This is a genomic window from Sorangium sp. So ce145, from assembly GCF_051525985.1.
Lineage (GTDB): Bacteria > Myxococcota_A > Polyangia > Polyangiales > Polyangiaceae > Sorangium > Sorangium cellulosum_B.
The window spans coordinates 3,930,004-3,948,570 of record NZ_CP150315.1; the positions used below are offsets into that span (position 1 = coordinate 3,930,004).

Genomic DNA, 18,567 nt, shown 5'->3' on the forward strand with positions numbered 1-18,567 from the left:
GATGGTCCGTTCATGATCGACGCGTCGACGCTGGGCAAGGAGCTCGCGGGCCGGTACAGCGTGGAGGGGCTGCTCGGCGTGGGCTCGATGGGCGCCGTCTTCCGCGCGCGCCACCTCGCGCTCGCGCGGGTCGTGGCGATCAAGGTGCTCACCGGGCACACGGATCCGAACGCCGGGGAGCGGATGCTGCGCGAGGCGCGCATCTCGGCGCTCATCAAGTCGCCGCACGTGGTGGGCTGCTACGACTTCGGCTTCCTCTCGAGCCGATCGCCGTTCATGGTGATGGAGTACGTGGGCGGCCCGTCGCTGGCCGCGCGGCTCCAGGATGGGCCGCTGCCGCTCGACGATCTGCGGCGCTACATGCTCCATGCGGCGCGGGGGATGGCCGCCGCGACCGAGCTCGGCGTGATGCACCGCGACCTGAAGCCGTCGAACATGCTGATCGCCCCGTCCGGGGAGCTGAAGGTCGCCGATTTCGGCCTCGCGCGCCTGACCGCCACGACGGGGCCCTCGGCGCTCCGGGAGCAGCCCCTCACCGCGATGGGCACCGTGCTGGGGACGCCGTTCTACATGGCGCCCGAGCAGGCGTGGAGCCCGCAGGAGAGCGACACGCGCGCGGACATCTACAGCTATGGCGCCTCGTTCTACCACGCGGCCACGGGACAGCGGCCGTTCGAGGAGCAGGAGCTCTTGCCGCTCCTGCTCGCGCACCGGCAGGACATCCCGGCCCGTCCGCGGGCGCTCCGTCCCGAGCTCGACGAGGATGTGCAGACCGTCCTGGAGCGCTGCCTGGCCAAGGACCCGAAGGACCGCTTCCAGTCCTTCGACGAGATCGACACCGCCCTCGTGGGCGCCCAGAGCACCCGCTGGGGGGATCCGCACGACCTGACGCTCCGCGTGTACATGGAGCAGTACAAGCGCTTCCGGCCTGCCCTCCTGTCGGGCGGCCCTGCGGGGCCGGTGACGGCCTTCCAGTTCCACGGGGACAGGACGCTCTCGATCGTGCGCGCGAACATCGCGGGCGTGTCGGCGGACGCGCTCGTGAGCGCGGACGACGGGCAGCTCACCATGTCCGGCGGCGTGGCGCTCGCCCTGAACCACGCGAGCGGCGGCGTGTGCCACATGGAGACGCGCAAGTACGTCCCCGTGCGGCACGGCGGGGTGGTGGTCAGCTCCGGCGGCAGGTTGAACGCGCGGTTCGTGTTCCACGCGATCACGCTCGACTGGGATCACGTGGCGACCTACAGGCCGACGCGCGATCTCATCCTGCGGCTCCTGGAAGGGTGCTTTTATCACGCGGACACGATGAAGCTCCGGAGCATGGCGCTGCCGCTGCTCGGGGCGGGGAGGGCGGGCTTCTCGCCCGCCGAGTGCCTCGACACGATGGTGGAGTTCCTCGTGAAGGCGATGCTCCTCGGAGGGACAGGGCTGTCGCACGTGACGATCGTGCTCCGGGAGGGCGCAGGGGTCTGAGGGAGCGCCCTCTTGGCGGGTAGCGCCGCGTCATCGCCCCCGGCGACCACGTTCACGACCACGATGGGGACTGCCGGGGGGGCGGGCTTGATACCCGGAACGCGCTTGGGCACGGCTCCTGCGCAGCTCAGCCGGCCTCCTGTTCGTCGATTTTGTGTCCTGTATCACTGAATGCCGCCTCCTGCGCAGCCATGGTCACCTCCTGCGCAGCGTCGGCGGCTCTCCTGCGCAGCCATGGCCACCTCCTGCGCAGCGCCGGCGGCTCTCCTGCGCAGCCATGGCCACCTCCTGCGCGGCGTCGGCGGCTCTCCTGCGCAGCCGTGGCCACCTCCTGCGCAGCGTCGGCGGCTCTCCTGCGCAGCCGTGGCCACCTCCTGCGCGGCGGCGGCGGCTCTCCTGCGCGGCCACGGCCACCTCCTGCGCAGCGCCGGCGGCTCTCCTGCGCCGCCACGGCCACCTCCTGCGCAGCGCCGGCGGCTCTCCTGCGCCGCCACGGCCACCTCCTGCGCGGCGGCGGCGGCTCTCCTGCGCGGCCACGGCCGCCTCCTGCGCGGCGGCGGCGGCTCTCCTGCGCGGCCACGGCCACCTCCTGCGCAATCTGTTCTGGTCAGCGTTCCGGTCGATCGATACCCTCATCGATCGTTTGGCCCCCCATCCGGAGGGGCGCTGGCCCCAGCAAGGAGGCGTATCTTCACCATGGCACCGAAGGCATCACCCACCGCCACGACATCCAGGACCACGAAGGCCGCGAAGAAGCGCGCTTCGAGCGATGCGGAGGGCCTGGCTCTCTCGTCCCGCGGAGCGGCGGAGTACACGCTGAGCCCCGACCGCGAGGCCGAGCTGCGCCGAGAGGCCGAGTCGCTCGGTGACAGTACGATGTATTTCCCAGGCAAGCTCGCTCGCCGCGTCATCTGGTCGAGCCGCATCCAGCTCGCCGCCGAGCGCGACGCGGCGGATCTCGTGCGCACGCCGTTCGCCGACGACGAGCCCCCGCTCACGCGCGAGGAGATCCGCGGGTTCCGCGACAAGATCGAGCTCCTGCGCGCCACGCAATCGCGCTGGCAGGCGGCGCAGCAGCGCCAGGAGCGGGCAGCCGCGGACTTCCAGACGCCGGCCGCCGAAGCCGCCCAGATCAAGCAAGCGCTCCTCCGCTTCTTCGATCTCCGCTTCAAGAAGAGCCCCGAGGGCCAGAAGCGGCTCATGGCGATCCGGGCGGGCAGTGGAGACGCGGATCTGGTCCAGGACGTCTCCGATCTTCTCTTGCTCTGCTCCGAGCACGCGGAGGCCCTTCAAAAGGCGCCCCGCGGCGAGGCTGCCGCTGTTGCCCGTCTCCGCGAGCTCTCGCCGGTGCTCGCGCGCATGCTCGCCGACAAGACGTTCACGCCCGAGGCGCAGCGCTCGCGCAAGCTCCGCGACGCCGCGTACACCCTCGTCGTGCACGCCGAGCGGCGGCTGCGCGCCGCCGCGGAGTACTGGTACGCAGGCACCGACAAGCTGAAGGACTATGCGCCGTTCCCCGTCGCCCGCGGCGCCTCCGCCGGAGGAGAGGAGGAGGGCGAGGCAGACGGCGCGTCCGAGGAGGCCGAGCCGGAGGACAGCGCGTCCGAGGAGGCCGAGCCGGAAGACGACGAGCCGGATGAGGACGGGGACGACCAAGAGTCGCCCTGATCTCGCCTGTCACGAACCCCTGCCGGAACGGCCCCGAGCCGGCCCGACCGGCGAGCCGCTCGGCTGACGAAGACTCCCAATCACATCACTGCCAGCACACCGGCGTATGCCCGGGACGGGTCGACTCATGTCTCTGCGGATTGCTCGCCGATTTTCTGTTTGACGCCCAGATCCCCCCAAGAACAATGGCGGGTGTCCCCACACCGCGTGTCGCGGCTCGGCCAGGAGCGTTCACCATGTCGATGCGCTTCCACGGCAAGGTCGGCCTGCTCTGCGCTTGTAGCCTCGTCGTCGCCCCCGTCCCGGCGCTGGCGCTCGAGTTCAGCGGCGGTGTCAGCGTCGGTGGGATCCAGGTCGGGACCGAGCCCAGGCTCGCCGTGAGCCCCTTCATCGGGTGGCTGTGGCGCAGGACGAGCGACTTCCGGATCGAAGTCCACAACGTGCTCAGCGTCGTTCCAGGAGCAGGCCTCGGCTTCTACGATCGGACGGCGGTCACCTTCGGGTACACCACGAAGACCGGCAACGTCAGCCTCGGGCCGTCGCTGTCGGTCTACATGATGCAGGTGTGCGGCGCCGTGATCTGCGACCGCGTGATGGGGGTCGCTCCGGGCGGCCGCGCCCAGTCCGACTGGTACTTCGCCGGTCGTCTCGGGGCGTCCACGAGCGTCAACGTGGACTGGGCCGGCGGGAGCAGCCGCGTCCTTCCTGGCAGCATGGTCCTGATGGTCACGGCTGGGCCTATCTGGAGGTTCGGGGGAGAGTCAAAATGAAAATGAGCAGGCTGATCGTTCTTCTGGTTCTCGGTCTCACGGGGTGCAACTTCGACATGGGAGAGTGCTATGTCCGGGGTCATGGAACGGAGGGGGCCGGCGGGGGCATCATCACCCCTACAGGCGGCGTCGGAGGCTTCGGGTATGTCCCGCTGCAGCCGCAAAACCACACCGGCTACGACGAGGATCCGTGCAGCGGCGGCTCACAGCTCGCCGAGTGCACGGTGACGTGGAAGGCTGGCTCGACTCAGTGCAAAAACTGGGGAGAGACCGGTCCCTGCACCTCGCTCTACCAGGGCCAGCATGCGAGCCTGGACGAGGCCAAGGAGCGATGTGAATATGCCAACGGGGTGCACCTCGGCTCGGGCGCGCAGTCGTGCGGCCCGTGCCGGTGGGTGAATGGCGCGAATGACGATCCGGTTGAAAGGTGCAAAAAGAATTGCGAAGCGATCAACAGGGATTGTATAAAGAATTGTCGGATGGGGGACCAGGATTGCATGTACAAGTGCAATCTGGAACTTGGTGACTGCCTCAAGGATTGTGAAAGATGAACATCTTGGAGATCGTCTCCACCTTCACGCCATCGGACGGAAGCGCGCCGCGGACCATAACGATCCGCATTAGCGACCTTCGCGAGGAACCGGACGGGTTGTGGTCTGTGGCCGTGGACGTGCTAGGGTTCAAGACCGATGACCACGTGCGCCTCATGGGCGCTGACTGGCTGAACACCATCGAGAGCGCAGCCGGCTTCATCCGTAGGCTGGCGGGAGGCAAGGTCAGGGATTACGGTGGTACCATCACCCCGCTTCTCCTTCCGCCTTGACGTCTTGGCCGCGAGAGCCAGAGTTCGCGCCGCGCGACCTCGGATCGAGGCGCCCCTGGGCCGCGGCGGTTGCGCCGGCGTCGATGCCTGTGGTCCCTCTATTGCCGGCGTCCAGCGACTTCGGGATGGTGAACTCATTCGGTCGACCAACGCTTTCGAAAATCCGGCATTTCGCCGCCCTCGATGGCGAGCGTCCACGTTTCCAGCAGTGATGCGTGCCCGTCCCAGAAGCTCTTGCAACCGTCGATGTAGTCGATGACAGCATCTCGCTGCCCGACGGCGAGCAACTGGGACGCGAGCCCGAAATCGGGCCCAAACGAGTTGAGCTGTGGCGAGCCACGGACCTCGCTGGCTGCCCGGAGATGTTCTGCCGCGCTGGCCGAGTCGTTGCGTGCCATCGCGACCTTTCCCAGTGCGATGTGTGCGTAGTGCACGGCGTTTCCGTACTCCCATGAGTCGGCGTGATCCGCGGCATCGGCAAGCAGTCGCTCTGCGGCTTCCGTCGCCCGCTCGTAGTTCTCACACATGACCGCCGCCTTTGCGATGTCCATGAGAATCCCGAGCGCTCCAAGTGTACAGCGCTCAAGTGTGAGCGCCGCTTCGTATTCCGCGAGTGCTTCGCGTGCAATTCGTTTGCGCTCCTCGCTCGATGTCGCGCCAATGCTGGATCTGAAGTGCAGATGTCCTAGGCGCTGTCGCCAGGCTGACTCGTCTGGTTCGATGGTGGCTCCTCGCTTGTACAGCTCTTCAGCTATGTCTGGATCTCCGGACTCAAGAAAGCCGCCGGCGTTCCTGAGGATGGCGAGCACGTTGGGGCTGTTGGATACCGTGCTCAGCCAGAGGCGTTTCCCCTCTTTGTATGCATCCGGGTAAAATTCCGGGTGGATGCGCGCGAAGGCAGCAAGATCGATTTCTGGGCGATGTGCGATCAGCCAGTGAATGTGGTCTGCGCGTCGCTGCTGTGCGTCGTCGTTCGGGTCCGTGAAATAGAACCCGAGCAACTTGGCGCGCGCTTCGATGTCGTTCGAGCTCTTCAGCAGGTGGGTCTCGAGGGCTGCCGCATCTTGCGCTGCCAGGTCGATGCCATCGGTGCACAGGGAGAGCCAGTCGGGTGCGCGTTCCATGATGCTGCGAGGATAGCGCACCTGGCGGGCGCATGTCGGTGACCTCGGTGCCGTTGCTGTCTACCCGACCGAGCTCGTGCACGTCGCCCAGGACGTCGCGTCCCATGGCCCCGGAGGAGACCGCGCGGCGCGGGGTAGAGGATCGAGGGCCTCAGGGCCGCGGCAGTGTGACTCGGACGTTCCTGCGGGCGTCTGGCTGTCCTGGTCCGCGGCTACGCTCCCTGGTCCGAGCCGGCGAGCTCGCCGCGGCGAGCGTCAATCCAGCTATTCAGGAAACCGCAGCGTCTTGACGGAGTTGCCGTCCTCCGCCGCCGTCGTGCTGCCATCATAGTTCCGGCTGATGCCGCCATGGCCCGGGGGGCCGATGTCGAAGGTGACGCCCTCGAGCGTGAGCTGGTCCTCGTCGAGGTAGGCGACGCCGATCGAGTCGCCGCCTCGCCCCGGGCCGCCGTAGCCGCCGGGCCCTCCTTCGCCGCCGCTGCCGCCCCTGCAGCCCTGAAAGGCGTCCAGATCGGCGGCGCCCGGCGCGCCTCGACCGCCTCTGGCGCCTTCCTGGGGTGGCCCGCCGTCGCCGCCCTTGCCGCCGGAGACGGTCGTGATCACGCTGTCGCGCACGGTCACCCGGGCGTGAAGCGCGAGGACGCCGATGGCCGGATGTCCGTTCGCTCCCCCGCGACCCCCCCGGCCTCCGCAACCGCCGGCCCCGCCCGAGCCTCCTCCTGCGCCTCCCTTGGAAGCCGCGCCGCATGCGGCGAGCCCGCCCAGGCGACCGCCGCCGCCGCCGCCACCCTGGCCCGGCGTTCCCCACGTCCCCTCGCCCCCCGTGCCGCCCTCCCACCCGGTCTCGGTGAGGCGCCCGATGCCCGTGCCGGGAACTCCCCGCGTCCCCGGAAACCCAGCGACCCCGTCGGATCCGATGCGGCACCAGACGCTGCCCTCCTCTCCGGTGCCACCGAGCCCGGAGGGCGAAGGGTCCAGCCCTGAAGCGGGCTCCCCGTCGCCTCCATCCCCGGCGCTGTCGGGCAGCCCGTCCCCTCCCTTGCCGCCGATGCTCGTGAGCCCGCTCTCGCACTCGTTCACGTTCGCAGGCCCGCCGGCGACGACGGCCGCCGAGCACGCCTCCGCGGCGTACATGCCATCCGGTCCGGCCGGTGGGCTGTAACGAGGCCACATCTCGCCGTCGAGGCCTGGCACGCCGCCGTCAGCGCCGATCTCGCTCCGCAGGATCTCCACTGCCGTGTTGGACTGAGCGAGCACGCCGATCGGACCCCTCGCGATGAAGTGGAGGTCGGCGAGCGTCGACACCCCGTCCGCGGCGCCGCTGTCCTCGGGCCCAGCCGGCTCGACGATCACCAGGGGCCCGTCGACCGTCACGCGATTGAACAGGGTCCACGGGCGCGCGGGATCGCGCTCCCATTTCAGGCAGTGGAAGCCCCCGAGAAGATCCACGCCGGAGGGCACCCTGAACTGACTCGGGATGAATCCCTCGTTGCAGAGGAACACGCGCCCTCGTCGGGTGCGCGCGAGCTCGATGGCGCGCTCGACGGTGTACACCGGCTTCGCCTTCGTGCCGGGGTTCCTGTCGTCGCCGCCACCGACGTTTCCGGCGAGGAACACGCCGCAGCCGTCGTCGAGGATATCGGCGGCGACGTGCTCGACGCAGACCGACTCCGGGGGCGGCTCGTCCTCGCACGAGGTGCCTTCACAAGGCGTCACGCCAGGGTCGTTCACGCCGGGAGCGGTTCCGCAGCCGGTCGCCCACGGCGACAGCAGAAGGACGAAGGCAGCAGCGGTGCTCTTTCTCATGAAGCTCTCCTGACGTGCGCCTCCGGCACAGGGCGGTTCATCGAGGCGGTTCCGGAGCTTGCTCATCGAACCTGTACCAGAACCACGCAGTCCCATCGTTCCCCGTGCCGTACTTGGTTTCCGCGGATGCATTGCCACCGGGCCCTCCCTTGCCGGCTTGTCCGGGCAAGACCGTCGCGAGCTCCAAGATGGCCACGGAGGCGCCCACCGAGGCAATGCCGAACGAGTGGCCACCGTGACCGCCGCCAGCGTCGCCCCCGCGACCGCCGGCGCCGCCAAGGCCTCCGTCGCACCCTCGCGACGTGTTGGTCAAGAAACCGCGTCCACCTTTGCCGCCGTCGACGCCAAAGCCGCCCCACTGGCCCGTTCCGCCGACCCCGCCGTTGCCGCCCTTGGCGCCGAGGACCGTGCTGGCATCGACCGTGAGGTCGCTCCCCTTCAAGGCCACGATGGCGATGCTCGCGCCGCCGTAGTCGCCTCCCTTGCCCCCCTTGCCCCCGCACCCGCCGCTGCCGCCTGATCCGCCGGCCGCCCCGCCCTGGGGCCGATCCGCCGGACACGCGTTCGTGGGGACGTTCATGCGGTCGCGCCCTTTTCCACCGCCACCCCCGCCGCCGCCCTGGCCGACGCCGCCCTTCTCCCCGTCTTTACCGCGGACGCCGACCCATCCGTAGATGTCGAGGAGGCCAGCTCCCGCCGCTCCGGCGCCGCGCTCCGCATCGGCGCCGTTGGCTCCCTTCTGCCCATCGGTGCACGCCATGCCGGACGCGCCGCTGCCAGCCAGGCCGCGCTCCTCCGAAGTCCCGACCGCCTCCGGCAGTCCTGGCGTCCCGTCGCTACCCGCCTCGACGCCTCCACGAGCCCCCTCGCCACCCGTCGACTCGATCCCGTCGTCGCACAGGGTCACGACCGGAAGGGCGCCCTGCGCGGCGTCCGCGGTGCAGGCGTCCGCGCCGTTGTTCCCGACCACGCCGGCCTTCGCGCGGAAGCTCGGCGCGTCCTCGCCGGGGTCTCCATCCTTGCCATCGCCCGCGAGGATCACGCTCGACCGCACGATCGCCCTGGCCCTCTGCTCCAGGATCATCGCGATCGACGACTTGTGGTCGCTCGCGGAGGCGTCGGCCGCCTCGACGCGCACGCCGAAGATCACCGACGTCGCGTCGTCCCGCCCGATGACCGCGTCGTCCCCCGCGATGACGCGCACCGGGATCCCCACCGGCGGAGCGATGACGGTCAACGCGCTCTGCTCGTCGAGCGGCCCTCCGTAGGACCAGTCGCCGCCGGCGCACAGACGGCCGCCCCAGAGGTCGACACCCTGGGGGAGCGAGATGGCCTCCTCGAACGACCCGCCGCACGCGTACACGCGCCGGGTCGGCGCCTCGCCGTGGCCTCGTCCGTGCGCGGCGAGCCCGATCGCGTGTTGCAACGTCCTCACCGGCGCGCCCTTCGTGCCGGGGCTGTCGTCGTCGCCCCCCTTGCTGACGAACACGCCGCACAGGTCGAGCGCCGGCGCCGTCGTCGGATCCCCGTCACAAGGAGACGGCTCCGGCGGCGGAACCTCGCACCAGTAGCTGTCCGCGCAGCTGTCGGAGTAGCACCCCGTGTTGCCGGCCGCTCCGGCCAGACCGAGCGCGACGGACGCCAGCGCACGGAGGACCCCTCGAGCGCGACCCATCGATCTAGAACGCATGACCTCGTCTCCGCCTCACCATGCTCCTTCGAGGAGCACCCCCGCCCGTTCGCTCGTTGCCATGGGCACGACGCGGATACCCGTGGCGCTCGGTTTCACCTTCGCATGGCTGCTGCCAGCGCCGGCCGAGCTCGTGAAGCCGGTTGGGGCCCCAAACGTGAGAAGAATCGAGCACACATGCGCAATGAAACACACGGGGGCATGCTACTCACGCCTGCTGCGCAGGGTCAATCCGCAGGAATCTACGAATTTTGGCCCATTTGCGAGAAAATGTCACCCGAGACCGCAATGCTGCCGTTGGTCTCAAAGGGTCAACGGGCCTTACCAGCGAGTCAAGGTGCCTCGCATGGCGCGCTTTCCGGTTGACAACGCACCGGTACTGCGCAGCCCAGACGCGGCCGTTCCGCCCTCGGTACCTTCGCCTCCGCCGTCGTGACCGCCCGGATCGCGCGGTCGTCGCTTTTCCAGGAGAGTGAACGAATCTAGGGCCGACAGAGGTCCATGATCGAACCCGTGCGCGCAGCGTGGCTGTATCTTGCGCGGCACGGCACAGCGGAACTGCCGCGATGAAGCCGTAAGGACCCTTGACTTTCGCCTCATGGATATAAGAATATTCCAAGCCGCCCTTGACGGTCCGGGCTTCTCTCAGCCGGGCGCCGCAGCCGGTCGCGGGATCGCGCAAGGGCCGACGCCGAGTGAGGCTACTGCGGGGATTACTTGCTTCTTGCGGCTGCGCGTCCGGGGTGCTCTCGCTCTCTCTGAAGTGATGCCTATCCCCATTACATGGGGTATTCGCATGTGAGTGTCTGAGTGTCTCTTCGACAAACGTCGTGATCGCCAGGCCTGTGGTCGGCGCAGGCACTGCGGGTGCATCCATGATCACCGGGAACATGGGCGCGCTCGCCGGAACATTCGAGTTTTGACCGCTGGATCGAAGGGGCCGCAGACGGCTCGATGGGTTCATGAATCCATCGAGAGAAGAAGTTTGAGGCTCGGCCGGTCCATCATGGAGAACCCTTCAAATGCGCGTCGCTCCCTTGCTTGTCTACGTATCCGCTTCGGTCGCATGCGGCCTGCTGGCGTGCAACGCCGAGCGCATCGTGGGCGAGGACCTCGAAGTCCCGGACTCCTCGTCGAGCAGCTCGTCGTCGAGCAGCAGCTCGGGAACGGGCGGCGGCGGGGCCGGCGGGGGCTCGTCGTCGAGCAGCAGCTCGGGAACGGGCGGCGGCGGAACCGGCGGGGGCTCGTCGTCGAGCAGCGGCTCGGGAACGGGCGGCGGCGGGACCGGTGGGGCGGGCGGGGGCTTGTCGTCGAGCAGCAGCTCGGGGACGGGCGGCGGCGGGGCCGGCGGGGCCGCCGGGGAGGGTGGGGCCGGCGGCGCGCCCGACACGTGCACGACATCCGAACAGTCGGTCTGCAGCAATCAAACCGGCGACCACTGCGGCTTCACCTATCAACTCTGGGTGGACCAGGGGACCGGCTGCCTGACCAGCACCGCGGATGGCTTCAGCGTGGAATGGAGCGATATCAACAATTTGCTGGGCCGCAAAGGCCTGAGGCCCGGGTCGGGGAATCAGATCGTGACCTACGAGGCTGACTTTCAGCCAGCGGGCAACGCCTACCTGGGTGTCTATGGATGGACGAAGAACCCGAACGTCGAATATTATATCGTTGACGGCTGGGGCACCTGGCGCCCCCCTGGCGGAACAAGGACCATGGGCACCGTCACGAGCGACGGAGGCGTCTATGAAATCTACAGAATCGATCGATCCGATGTGATTGGGATTGATGGCGTCAATGCCCCTCCCCAGTTCTGGAGCGTTCGCATGCAGAAGCGCACGAGCGGAACCATCACCGTCGCCAACCACTTCGACGCATGGAAGAGCCTGGGCATGAACATGGGGACCTTGAGCGAGGTCTCGATGCTCGTGGAAGGATATCAGAGCAGCGGAAGGGCCGAGGTGAGCTTCTCCATGAGGTGAGCGCCGGGGAGCGAGCGTCGACCCGCCCCGCCCCCCGGGCCGCTCGCCGAGCTAGCGCCCGCTCGCGCCGTCTCCCCGCGCGACCACGGACACCCGCAGCGCGCCGACCCCGCGCGCCTCGGCCGTGGCGCCGGCGATATCGATGACGAGCTCGTCGCCGGACACGATCGGCCCCACGCCCTGGGGCGTCCCGGTCGCGATGACGTCGCCAGGCTCCAGCGTCATCACCCGGCTGATGTACGCGACCAGCTCGGGCACTCCCCAGATCATCTGCGCCGTCATCCCGTCCTGCCGCACCTGGGAGTTCACGACTGCCCGCACGCGGAGCGCCGCGGGATCGAGCGCCGTCTCGATCCACGGCCCCACGGGGCAGAACGTGTCGAACCCCTTGCCCCGCGTGAATTGCACGTCCTTCCGCTGCAGATCCCGCGCGGTGATGTCGCCCAGGCAGGTGTACCCGAGCACGTGGTCCAGCGCGTCCTCCAGCCGCACGGCCCGGGCGCGGCGGCCGATGATCACGCCGAGCTCCGCCTCGTGCTCGACCCGCTGGCTCTCCGGAGGGAGCACGATGGACTGGCCAGGACCGATGAGCGCCGAGGGCGGCTTGAGGAAGAGGAGCGGCTCGACCGGGACGTCGTTGCCCAGCTCCTGCGCGTGCGCGGCGTAATTGCGCCCCACACACACGATCTTCGTGGGGGCCACGGGGCAGGCGAGGTCGATGTCGGTCCACGCCACGGCCTCCCCCGTGGTCTTGCCGCCGAGCCAGGGCGGAGCGTCCAGGACGAGCGCGGCTGCGCCGTCGAGGCGGGCGAAGAAGGCTGGGCGATCCTGATCGGGAGGCGCGAGGCGAGCGAAGCGCATGGCGCGAGCAAAGCGCGATCTTCGCGTCGCGGCAAGCCTCGGAGACCCGCGCGCCGCGACGTTCGAGCGCCGGGCGCCCGCCAGCGCGGAGCTCGTGCGTCGTGGTCGTCTCGCGACGTCGGCGGCGGGCCGCCGTCACCGAGGAGGCGCCGCGACGCCCCGGCGTCGCGCGACGAGGCGAGCCTCGTGATGCCCTTCCTCGAGCCACCCTTCCTCGTAACGGACCACCTCGAGCGCCTCGCCGAGGAGCCCCGGCAGCTCGCCGTCGTCGAGCAGCCAGCGCGCGCTCGGGTGCGCGTGCCGCAGCAGGTTCGACCGCGTCGGGTGCACGACGACGAGGTGCCCGCCCGGGGCGAGCTCCGCCGCGCAGGCCGCGAGCCTGCGCTCGAGGAAGTAGAAGATCAGGAGGAGGTCCCACGGCCCGGCGGGGAGCGGGTCGCGCTCCACGTCGAGCGCCACCGTGCGCAGCGCGAGCCCTTCTCTCGCCGCGGCGGTCCGCGCGACGCCGAGCCCGACCTCGGAGATGTCGGCCAGCGTCACGTCGAGCCCGCGCCGCGCGAGCCACAGGGCGTGACGACCCGCGCCGCCCGCCAGGTCGAGCGCGCGCCCGCGCCGGGGCAGGAGCGGATCGAGCGCCGTGAGCACGGCGGACGGCTCCCCCGGATCGCCGCCGCCCTCGCGGTAGCGGGCGTCCCACCTCGTGCGATCGTCGTCCGACACGCTGTCCTCCTGTCCTGCTGGCCGCGCCGGGGCGAACACCGGCGAGCGCCCCTCGCCGGCGCGGAGCGTACCATCCAGCGGGGCCGCTCCGGCGCGGGGTGGCGGCGGGGCCGCTCCGGCGCGGGGTGGCGGCGGGGCCGCCTCGGCGTGGGGCGACGGCGCCGGCCGGCGTCTTCTGGACGCGCGGCATGACCTGGCCTAGCACGCCGGCGGTTTGCCATGCCCGAGTGCCTGACCCTGGCCCCGACCCCGGATCCCCGCCGCTTCCGCGCGCCCGACGGCGCGCTGCTCTCGCCGCCCGAAGGCTGGGCGTGCCTTCCCCCGGGCGACGCCGGGCTCACCCGCCGGGTGAAGCTCGCGGGCCCGTCCTGGATGGTCGTCGAGAAGCGCGGGAGGAAGACGTTCTCCCGGGGTCTCTGGGCGCCGGCCGCCACCATCGAGGCCGCCCGCGCGGCGCTCGAGGCCGAGCGCAGCACGCCCGCGTACGCGAAGAAGCGGGAGGCGGATGCCCGGCGGAGGGAGCGCGACCAGGAGGAGTACGTGCGCGAGTTCGAGGCGGCGGTGGCCGCGTTCCTCCGGTTCTCGCCGCGCTACGCGGCGCTCGCGCGGGCGATCGCGACCAAGGTGACGCTGCACGCCACGCCGGTCGGCAGCGGCACCGTCGCCCGCACCGAGCGGATCCCGGTCGCGCAGCGCGCCGAGTCGGCCGTGATCGCCTGGATGCGGCACCAGACCACGGCCTACGACTCGATGGCCATCCCGCGCGTGAAGGGGATGCGCCGCGAGGTGCGGCGCGAGCTCGCGCAGATCTCCCGCGCCATCCTCGATCTCCATCGTGGCGACGCGCCGCACGCGGGCGCGTCGTGCCCGCTCTGCGCGGCGCTCTGACGCGCGGGGCGGCGCGGGGCGAGCCCGTCACGCGCCGAGCAGCCCCTCGCCGACCAGCCGCGCGCGCAGCCCCGCGGCCCCGTCGAACACGTGCGCGCGCATCCCGATGGCGGCCGCCGCCTCGCAGTTCTCCGCGCGATCGTCCACGAACAGGCACTCGCCAGCGCCGACCCCGATGCGCGTCATGAGCCGATCGAAGAACTCGCGCGCCGGCTTGCGCACGCCCAGGTGATGGCTCGAATAGACGCCCTCGAACAGGACGTCGAGCGCGAACGCCTCGCGCACCTCCTCGACCCACACGGGGTAATTGCTCGCCACGAACCTGAGCGCGCGGCCCTCGAGCGACGCGACGACCTCCCGCACGCCGGGCAAGAAGCGATATCCCGCGCGGCGCACCCGGTTGAACGCGTCGAGGTCGAACGAGAACCCCTCGGCGCCTTCACGAAAGAACCGGCGAGCGAACTCGGCCTCATCGATCTCGCCGATCTCGAACGCAGGCCAGCACGTGGGGTCGCGGTGCTTGGCGATCTCGGCGCGCGCGGCGGGCGCGGCGGGCGCGGCGGACCGGATCGCCGCGGCGAGCGCTTCCCGGTACGGGTCGTAGAGGACGGTGTCCATCAGATCGAAACACACTGCGCGGACCATCAGGCGCGAACCGTAGCACCGGCGCGCGCCTGTGTGCGCACACAGGTCACACGGGCGCACAGGCGTGCGGCCACACGGGTGAGTTGCGCTGAAGGCGCGCGGGCCAGCGCGAACCAGCGCGGGCCAGCGCGAACGAGCCCGATGTCACGAAACTGATACGAGCTACGAACTTTGAGAAGGCGCATCTCGCAATGCGCTGCGCGATGGCTTATACTGGGCATGGGTGGCGAGTTCTCAGGAGCGTGGTCCGGCGATGCGCCGGCTCCTGAGGTCTCGTGTGGTGGTCTGCTTTATCTACCGGCGCGCGGCGCCGGTACTTACTTAAAAAGGAGTCAGGCCATGAGATTGCCTGCGATGGGCATTGCCTTGTTCACGGTCGCCGTGGCCAGCGCGGCGTGCGGCGGCGGTGGTGACGAGAACCTCAATCAGAGCGGCTCGGGCGCCGGGAACAGCTCGGGTAATGGGAGCGGAGGCGACGACGGCGGCTTCGGTTCAGGGGGGGTGACCTCGGGCAGCGGCGCCGGCTCGGGCAACCCCAGCAGCGGCGCAGGCCCTTCGACCGGGGCCGGCGAGGCGTGCGCCACGCAATCGGCCCAGGCCGGGCTCCAGCCCGTGTACCTGGCTGTCGCGTTCGACGTGTCAGGCAGCATGGGGATGAACGACAGGCCCTCGCACAGCAAGGAGCTCAAGTGGGATCCCGTCGTCGCCGCGACCAAGCAGTTCTTCAAGGATCCGGCGTCCGCGGGGCTCACCGCCTCGCTCACGTTCTTCCCCGGCGAGCGGCGGATGTGCGACGCCAGCACCTACCGCACGCCGGACGTCGAGATGACGCCGCTGCCCTCCGAGGCGTTCGGCGAGGCGATCGACGATGTCACGCCCGCGAACGACGACGACTGGGGCACGAGCACGCCGACGGCGTTCGTGGTCGACGGGACGGTCACCTTCATCAAGGCGCAGCGCCAGGAGAACCCCGGGAAGTACGCGCTCGTTCTCGTGACCGACGGCTACCCGCAGCGCTGCAGCCGAGACGCGGACAGCATCGAGGCCGTCGTCAGGCGTGTCGAGGGGGCGCACCAGGACAACGTCCCGACCTACGTGATCGGGGTGGCGAACCCGCCGGAGGACGAGCCGGGGAACGTCGACAACCTGCGCGACATCGCGGTGGCGGGCGGCACGGGGAAGGCGTTCATCATCGAGACCGGCAACCCCGACGCGACCGCGACCGCGTTCAGGGCGGCGATCGACGAGATCCGCGGCGCCGCGGTGTCGTGCACGGTCGCGATCCCGGCCGCTCCCGACGGGCGGACGTTCGACAAGCAGCGGGTGCGCGTGACGTACACGAGCGGAGGGGGCCAGCCGAAGGCCGTCGCGTACGATCAGGAGTGCGCGAGCGCCGACGCCTGGCGCTACGACAATCCGTCGAACCCGACGCAGATCGAGCTCTGCGAGAGCGTGTGCGGCGCGATACAGTCCGATCCCCAGGCGTCCCTGGGCGTCGACTTCACCTGCGAGGACGTGATCGACATCCCGCAGTGATCGGCGGCGGGGGCGCACCCTGATCCGGGCGCGCCCGCCGCGCGCGTGGCTCGGGGCGCGTGGCGCGCAGGCCCGCGTCGCGAGCGCTTCCCTCAGGGCGCGCAGGCGGCCTGTGGGCTGAAGAGCGCTTGGGCGAGGCTCCGGTAGTCCTCGTGGGGCACGCCGCCGCGGAGATCGCCGCCGAGCTTGTAATAAAAGCACCGCGAGGCGGGGATCCCGGCGGCCGTGTACGTCGCCACGTCGCTCGGCATGTTGCCGAAGCCGAAGGAGGGCACGATGCCCGTGCGCGCCTTGAGCCATCCGAGCTCGATGGTCTTGTACCTGGCCGCCGCGCCGCCGAACGCGCCGGTGACGCCGATGGTGGTGTGGAGGATGCCCGGCGGGAAGCCCTGCTCTCGCAGCCAGACCCTCGTGCTGCCAACGAGCCACTCGGGGCGCGCTGTCACATAGAAAAGGTAGATCCCGCTCTCGGCGAGGGCGCGCATCGCCTCTGCCGCGCCGGGGTGGGCGGCTGGCGGGCCGCCGCCGACGAGCTCGCTGACGACCGCCACCTCGCTCGACGTGAGCGTCCCGTCGACGTCGGTCACGGCCACCTGCGCGCCGGGCGGGAGGACCTCGATGAATAGATCCGCGCTCGTGGCGTCGCCGGCCACGGCGAGGTGGACGCGGTGCCGGCCGACCTCGAGGCGCCGGCCCGCGGTGAGGTCGATGTAGACGCGCCCGCCGGTGTCCGGGATCCCCTCCGTGGTCGGGTGCGGGTGGTCGTCGTCGCTCGTCCGGAAGGTGCCGAGCCGCTCCCAGGCGCCGCTGCAGCCGCGGAGCAGGTAGGCCTCGACGTCCTCATCCTCGAGATCGTCGTCCTGCGGCCCGTAAGCGAGCTTCGCGATGGCCCACTGGGGCCCGTCGGCGCGGGCGAAGAGGTCGCGCCCGCGGTGGCGCGGCCACCCGGCCGCGACCAGGCGCGAGCGCGTGTGCCTGAACCCGCGCGGCAGGGCGACCGGGGGCGGCGTGTCGCAGGCCGGACGGGCCGGGCAGGCGCCTGCCCTGGGCCGCGGCGGCGCGGGAGCGTCCGCGTGGCGCGGGGCACCGGCGCAGGCGACGAACGAGACGGCGGCGAGGACCAGCAGGGCGAGCGGAGCGGGGCGCACCATGTCCACGTATACCGCGTTGGTCGTGGTCGTGAACGTGGTCGTGGTCGTGCGCCGGCCGACGTGAATCGTGAGAGCGGCGATCTCCGGGTGACGTTCACGTTCACGATCGAGCCGTTGACGACCACGACCACGTTCACGTCCACGTCCACGTTCACGACGGTGATCGCTAAGGTTCAGGTCCAGAATCCGGTCGGCTGCCCCAGGAGCGCGGCGCCGACCTGGCCGAACCAGCCCTCCGCGGCGGCGGCGTGCTGCGAGAAGGTGTGAATGTCCCGGAACCGCCGTTGCACGGGCGAGGCATTCCGGGCGACTCCGCCTCCGCCTGCCTGATAGCAGGCGTCCACGGCCCGGGCGGTCACCTCCGTCACCCAGGCCAGGGCGCCCGAGATCCGCGGCGCCATGGCGAGGGCGGCGCCCGGGTTGTTCACGCACGCGTCCCAGAGCTCGTCCCCCGTGTCGCGCAGCAGGGCGCGCGCCGCGCGGACGCTCGTCTCGGCGCGGCCGAGGTTCACCTGGAACAGCGGAGAGTCCGCCAGCTGGGCGCGCGCATACAGCCGCTTCTTGCCCGAGCTCGCGAGCGTCACGACGTCGTCGAGCGCCCCCTGGGCGATCCCCACGGCCACGGCCCCCATGTGGAGCACGAAGTGCAGGAGCGGCGCGACGAAGCCCGGCCTGGCTACCGACGGCTCGCCCCGGAAGATATCGAACGTGTTCGCCTCGGGGCAGAAGGCCCCTTCCAGCGCGATGTCGTGGCTCCCCGTGCCGCGCAGGCCGAGCACGGACCAGGTGTCGATGATGCGCGCCTCGCTCGCCGGGAACAGCATGCCCCGCATCTCTGGCATCTCGCGCACCTCGCCCGCCTCGCCTGCCGGGCTCATCCTCGGGCGGCCGCCGTCCATGATCACGCAGTTCCCGAACAGCCAGCTGGCGTGCTCGCAGCCGCTCGCGAAGCTCCAGCGCCCGGTGACCCGGTAGCCGCCGTCCGTCGCGTGGGCTTCCCCCTGCGCGTTGAAGCCGCCGCCGATGATCACGTCCGGCCCGCCGGCGTAGATGGCGTCGAAGCGCTCGCGCGGCAGGAGCGCGAAGAGGTTCGGGCTCTCCGAGCCGATCATCACGGTCCAGCCGGTGGCCCCGTCCGCCCGGGCGAGCGCCTCGAGGACGTCCATCCCCGTGCGCAGATCGACCTCGTGGCCGCCGTGGCTCCTCGGCACGAACATCCGGAAGCAACCCGCCGCCTTGAGCTGGCCGAGGAGATCCGCGGGGAGGCGCCGCGCCTCCTCGATCTCGGCGCTCCGTGAGGCGATCGCGGGGGCCAGGTCACGGACGGCATGCAGCACCTTCGCGGCGTCTTCGTTCTTCATCGCTCGCTCCTCGAGATGGGGGTTGGCGGAGCCCGTGAAGGCCCGGCAAAACGGCTCATCGTACGGCGG

At 70.5% G+C, this 18,567-nt stretch carries 17 protein-coding genes; 8 read left to right on the top strand and 9 right to left on the bottom strand.

Features of this window, described 5'->3' with window-relative positions; genetic code table 11:
- Positions 1-12 precede the first annotated feature (12 nt).
- From WMF34_RS14950 to WMF34_RS14970, 5 genes are all read left to right on the top strand, one after another.
- Positions 13-1,473, top strand: coding sequence for a serine/threonine-protein kinase (locus tag WMF34_RS14950; RefSeq protein WP_012235497.1), 1,461 nt, complete (start codon positions 13-15; stop codon positions 1,471-1,473).
- A 696-nt stretch (positions 1,474-2,169) separates the two neighbouring features.
- Positions 2,170-3,141, top strand: a complete 972-nt coding sequence (locus WMF34_RS14955; protein ID WP_437993702.1) for an ATPase — start codon at positions 2,170-2,172, stop codon at positions 3,139-3,141.
- Positions 3,142-3,377: 236 nt separating this feature from the next.
- Positions 3,378-3,911, top strand: coding sequence for a hypothetical protein (locus WMF34_RS14960; RefSeq protein ID WP_437993703.1), 534 nt, complete (start codon positions 3,378-3,380; stop codon positions 3,909-3,911).
- Between the two features lie 2 nt (positions 3,912-3,913).
- Positions 3,914-4,462: a hypothetical protein gene (locus tag WMF34_RS14965; protein WP_437993704.1), complete on the top strand. Its 549-nt coding sequence runs from the start codon at positions 3,914-3,916 to the stop codon at positions 4,460-4,462.
- Positions 4,459-4,734 (top strand): hypothetical protein, encoded by a 276-nt coding sequence (locus tag WMF34_RS14970; protein WP_437993705.1) that lies wholly within the window; start codon positions 4,459-4,461, stop codon positions 4,732-4,734. The genes WMF34_RS14965 and WMF34_RS14970 overlap by 4 nt, the downstream gene beginning before the upstream one ends.
- Before the next feature lie 134 nt (positions 4,735-4,868).
- Here WMF34_RS14970 and WMF34_RS14975 read toward each other — a convergent pair whose 3' ends face one another.
- From WMF34_RS14975 to WMF34_RS14990, 4 genes are all read right to left on the bottom strand, one after another.
- Positions 4,869-5,858 (bottom strand): tetratricopeptide repeat protein, encoded by a 990-nt coding sequence (locus tag WMF34_RS14975; RefSeq protein ID WP_437993706.1) that lies wholly within the window; start codon positions 5,856-5,858, stop codon positions 4,869-4,871.
- Between the two features lie 264 nt (positions 5,859-6,122).
- Positions 6,123-7,664 (bottom strand): hypothetical protein, encoded by a 1,542-nt coding sequence (locus WMF34_RS14980; RefSeq protein WP_437993707.1) that lies wholly within the window; start codon positions 7,662-7,664, stop codon positions 6,123-6,125.
- Between the two features lie 37 nt (positions 7,665-7,701).
- Positions 7,702-9,339, bottom strand: coding sequence for a hypothetical protein (locus WMF34_RS14985; RefSeq protein WP_437993708.1), 1,638 nt, complete (start codon positions 9,337-9,339; stop codon positions 7,702-7,704).
- A gap of 1,060 nt (positions 9,340-10,399) precedes the next feature.
- The gene (locus tag WMF34_RS14990; protein ID WP_437994725.1) at positions 10,400-10,750 is read right to left on the bottom strand and encodes a hypothetical protein; all 351 of its coding nucleotides are present in this window, start codon (positions 10,748-10,750) and stop codon (positions 10,400-10,402) included.
- On the opposite strand from WMF34_RS14990, the gene WMF34_RS14995 reads away from it, so the two are divergent.
- On the top strand, positions 10,659-11,336 hold the full coding sequence (locus tag WMF34_RS14995; RefSeq protein WP_437994636.1) for a glycoside hydrolase family 11 protein: 678 nt from the start codon (positions 10,659-10,661) through the stop codon (positions 11,334-11,336). The genes WMF34_RS14990 and WMF34_RS14995 overlap by 92 nt on opposite strands.
- Positions 11,337-11,387: 51 nt before the next feature.
- On the opposite strand, the gene WMF34_RS15000 is transcribed toward WMF34_RS14995, so the two are convergent.
- Together WMF34_RS15000 and WMF34_RS15005 are read right to left on the bottom strand one after the other, a co-directional pair.
- On the bottom strand, positions 11,388-12,197 hold the full coding sequence (locus tag WMF34_RS15000; protein WP_012235501.1) for a fumarylacetoacetate hydrolase family protein: 810 nt from the start codon (positions 12,195-12,197) through the stop codon (positions 11,388-11,390).
- A 135-nt stretch (positions 12,198-12,332) separates the two neighbouring features.
- Positions 12,333-12,917 (bottom strand): class I SAM-dependent methyltransferase, encoded by a 585-nt coding sequence (locus WMF34_RS15005; RefSeq protein WP_044968501.1) that lies wholly within the window; start codon positions 12,915-12,917, stop codon positions 12,333-12,335.
- A 219-nt stretch (positions 12,918-13,136) separates the two neighbouring features.
- Here WMF34_RS15005 and WMF34_RS15010 point away from each other — a divergent pair, with 219 nt between their 5' ends.
- Positions 13,137-13,805, top strand: coding sequence for a DUF2293 domain-containing protein (locus WMF34_RS15010; protein ID WP_437993709.1), 669 nt, complete (start codon positions 13,137-13,139; stop codon positions 13,803-13,805).
- A gap of 27 nt (positions 13,806-13,832) precedes the next feature.
- On the opposite strand, the gene WMF34_RS15015 is transcribed toward WMF34_RS15010, so the two are convergent.
- Positions 13,833-14,450, bottom strand: a complete 618-nt coding sequence (locus tag WMF34_RS15015) for an HAD family hydrolase (protein ID WP_437993710.1) — start codon at positions 14,448-14,450, stop codon at positions 13,833-13,835.
- A gap of 339 nt (positions 14,451-14,789) precedes the next feature.
- Here WMF34_RS15015 and WMF34_RS15020 point away from each other — a divergent pair, with 339 nt between their 5' ends.
- A complete protein-coding gene (locus WMF34_RS15020) occupies positions 14,790-15,986 on the top strand; it encodes a vWA domain-containing protein (protein ID WP_437993711.1) in 1,197 nt (398 codons plus the stop codon).
- 92 nt (positions 15,987-16,078) lie between these two features.
- On the opposite strand, the gene WMF34_RS15025 is transcribed toward WMF34_RS15020, so the two are convergent.
- The gene (locus WMF34_RS15025; RefSeq protein ID WP_437993712.1) at positions 16,079-17,137 is read right to left on the bottom strand and encodes an LNS2 domain-containing protein; all 1,059 of its coding nucleotides are present in this window, start codon (positions 17,135-17,137) and stop codon (positions 16,079-16,081) included.
- Between the two features lie 173 nt (positions 17,138-17,310).
- Entirely contained in the window at positions 17,311-18,498 is a 1,188-nt protein-coding gene (locus tag WMF34_RS15030) for an acyl-CoA dehydrogenase family protein (RefSeq protein WP_437993713.1), read from the bottom strand.
- Between the last annotated feature and the right edge of the window lie 69 nt (positions 18,499-18,567).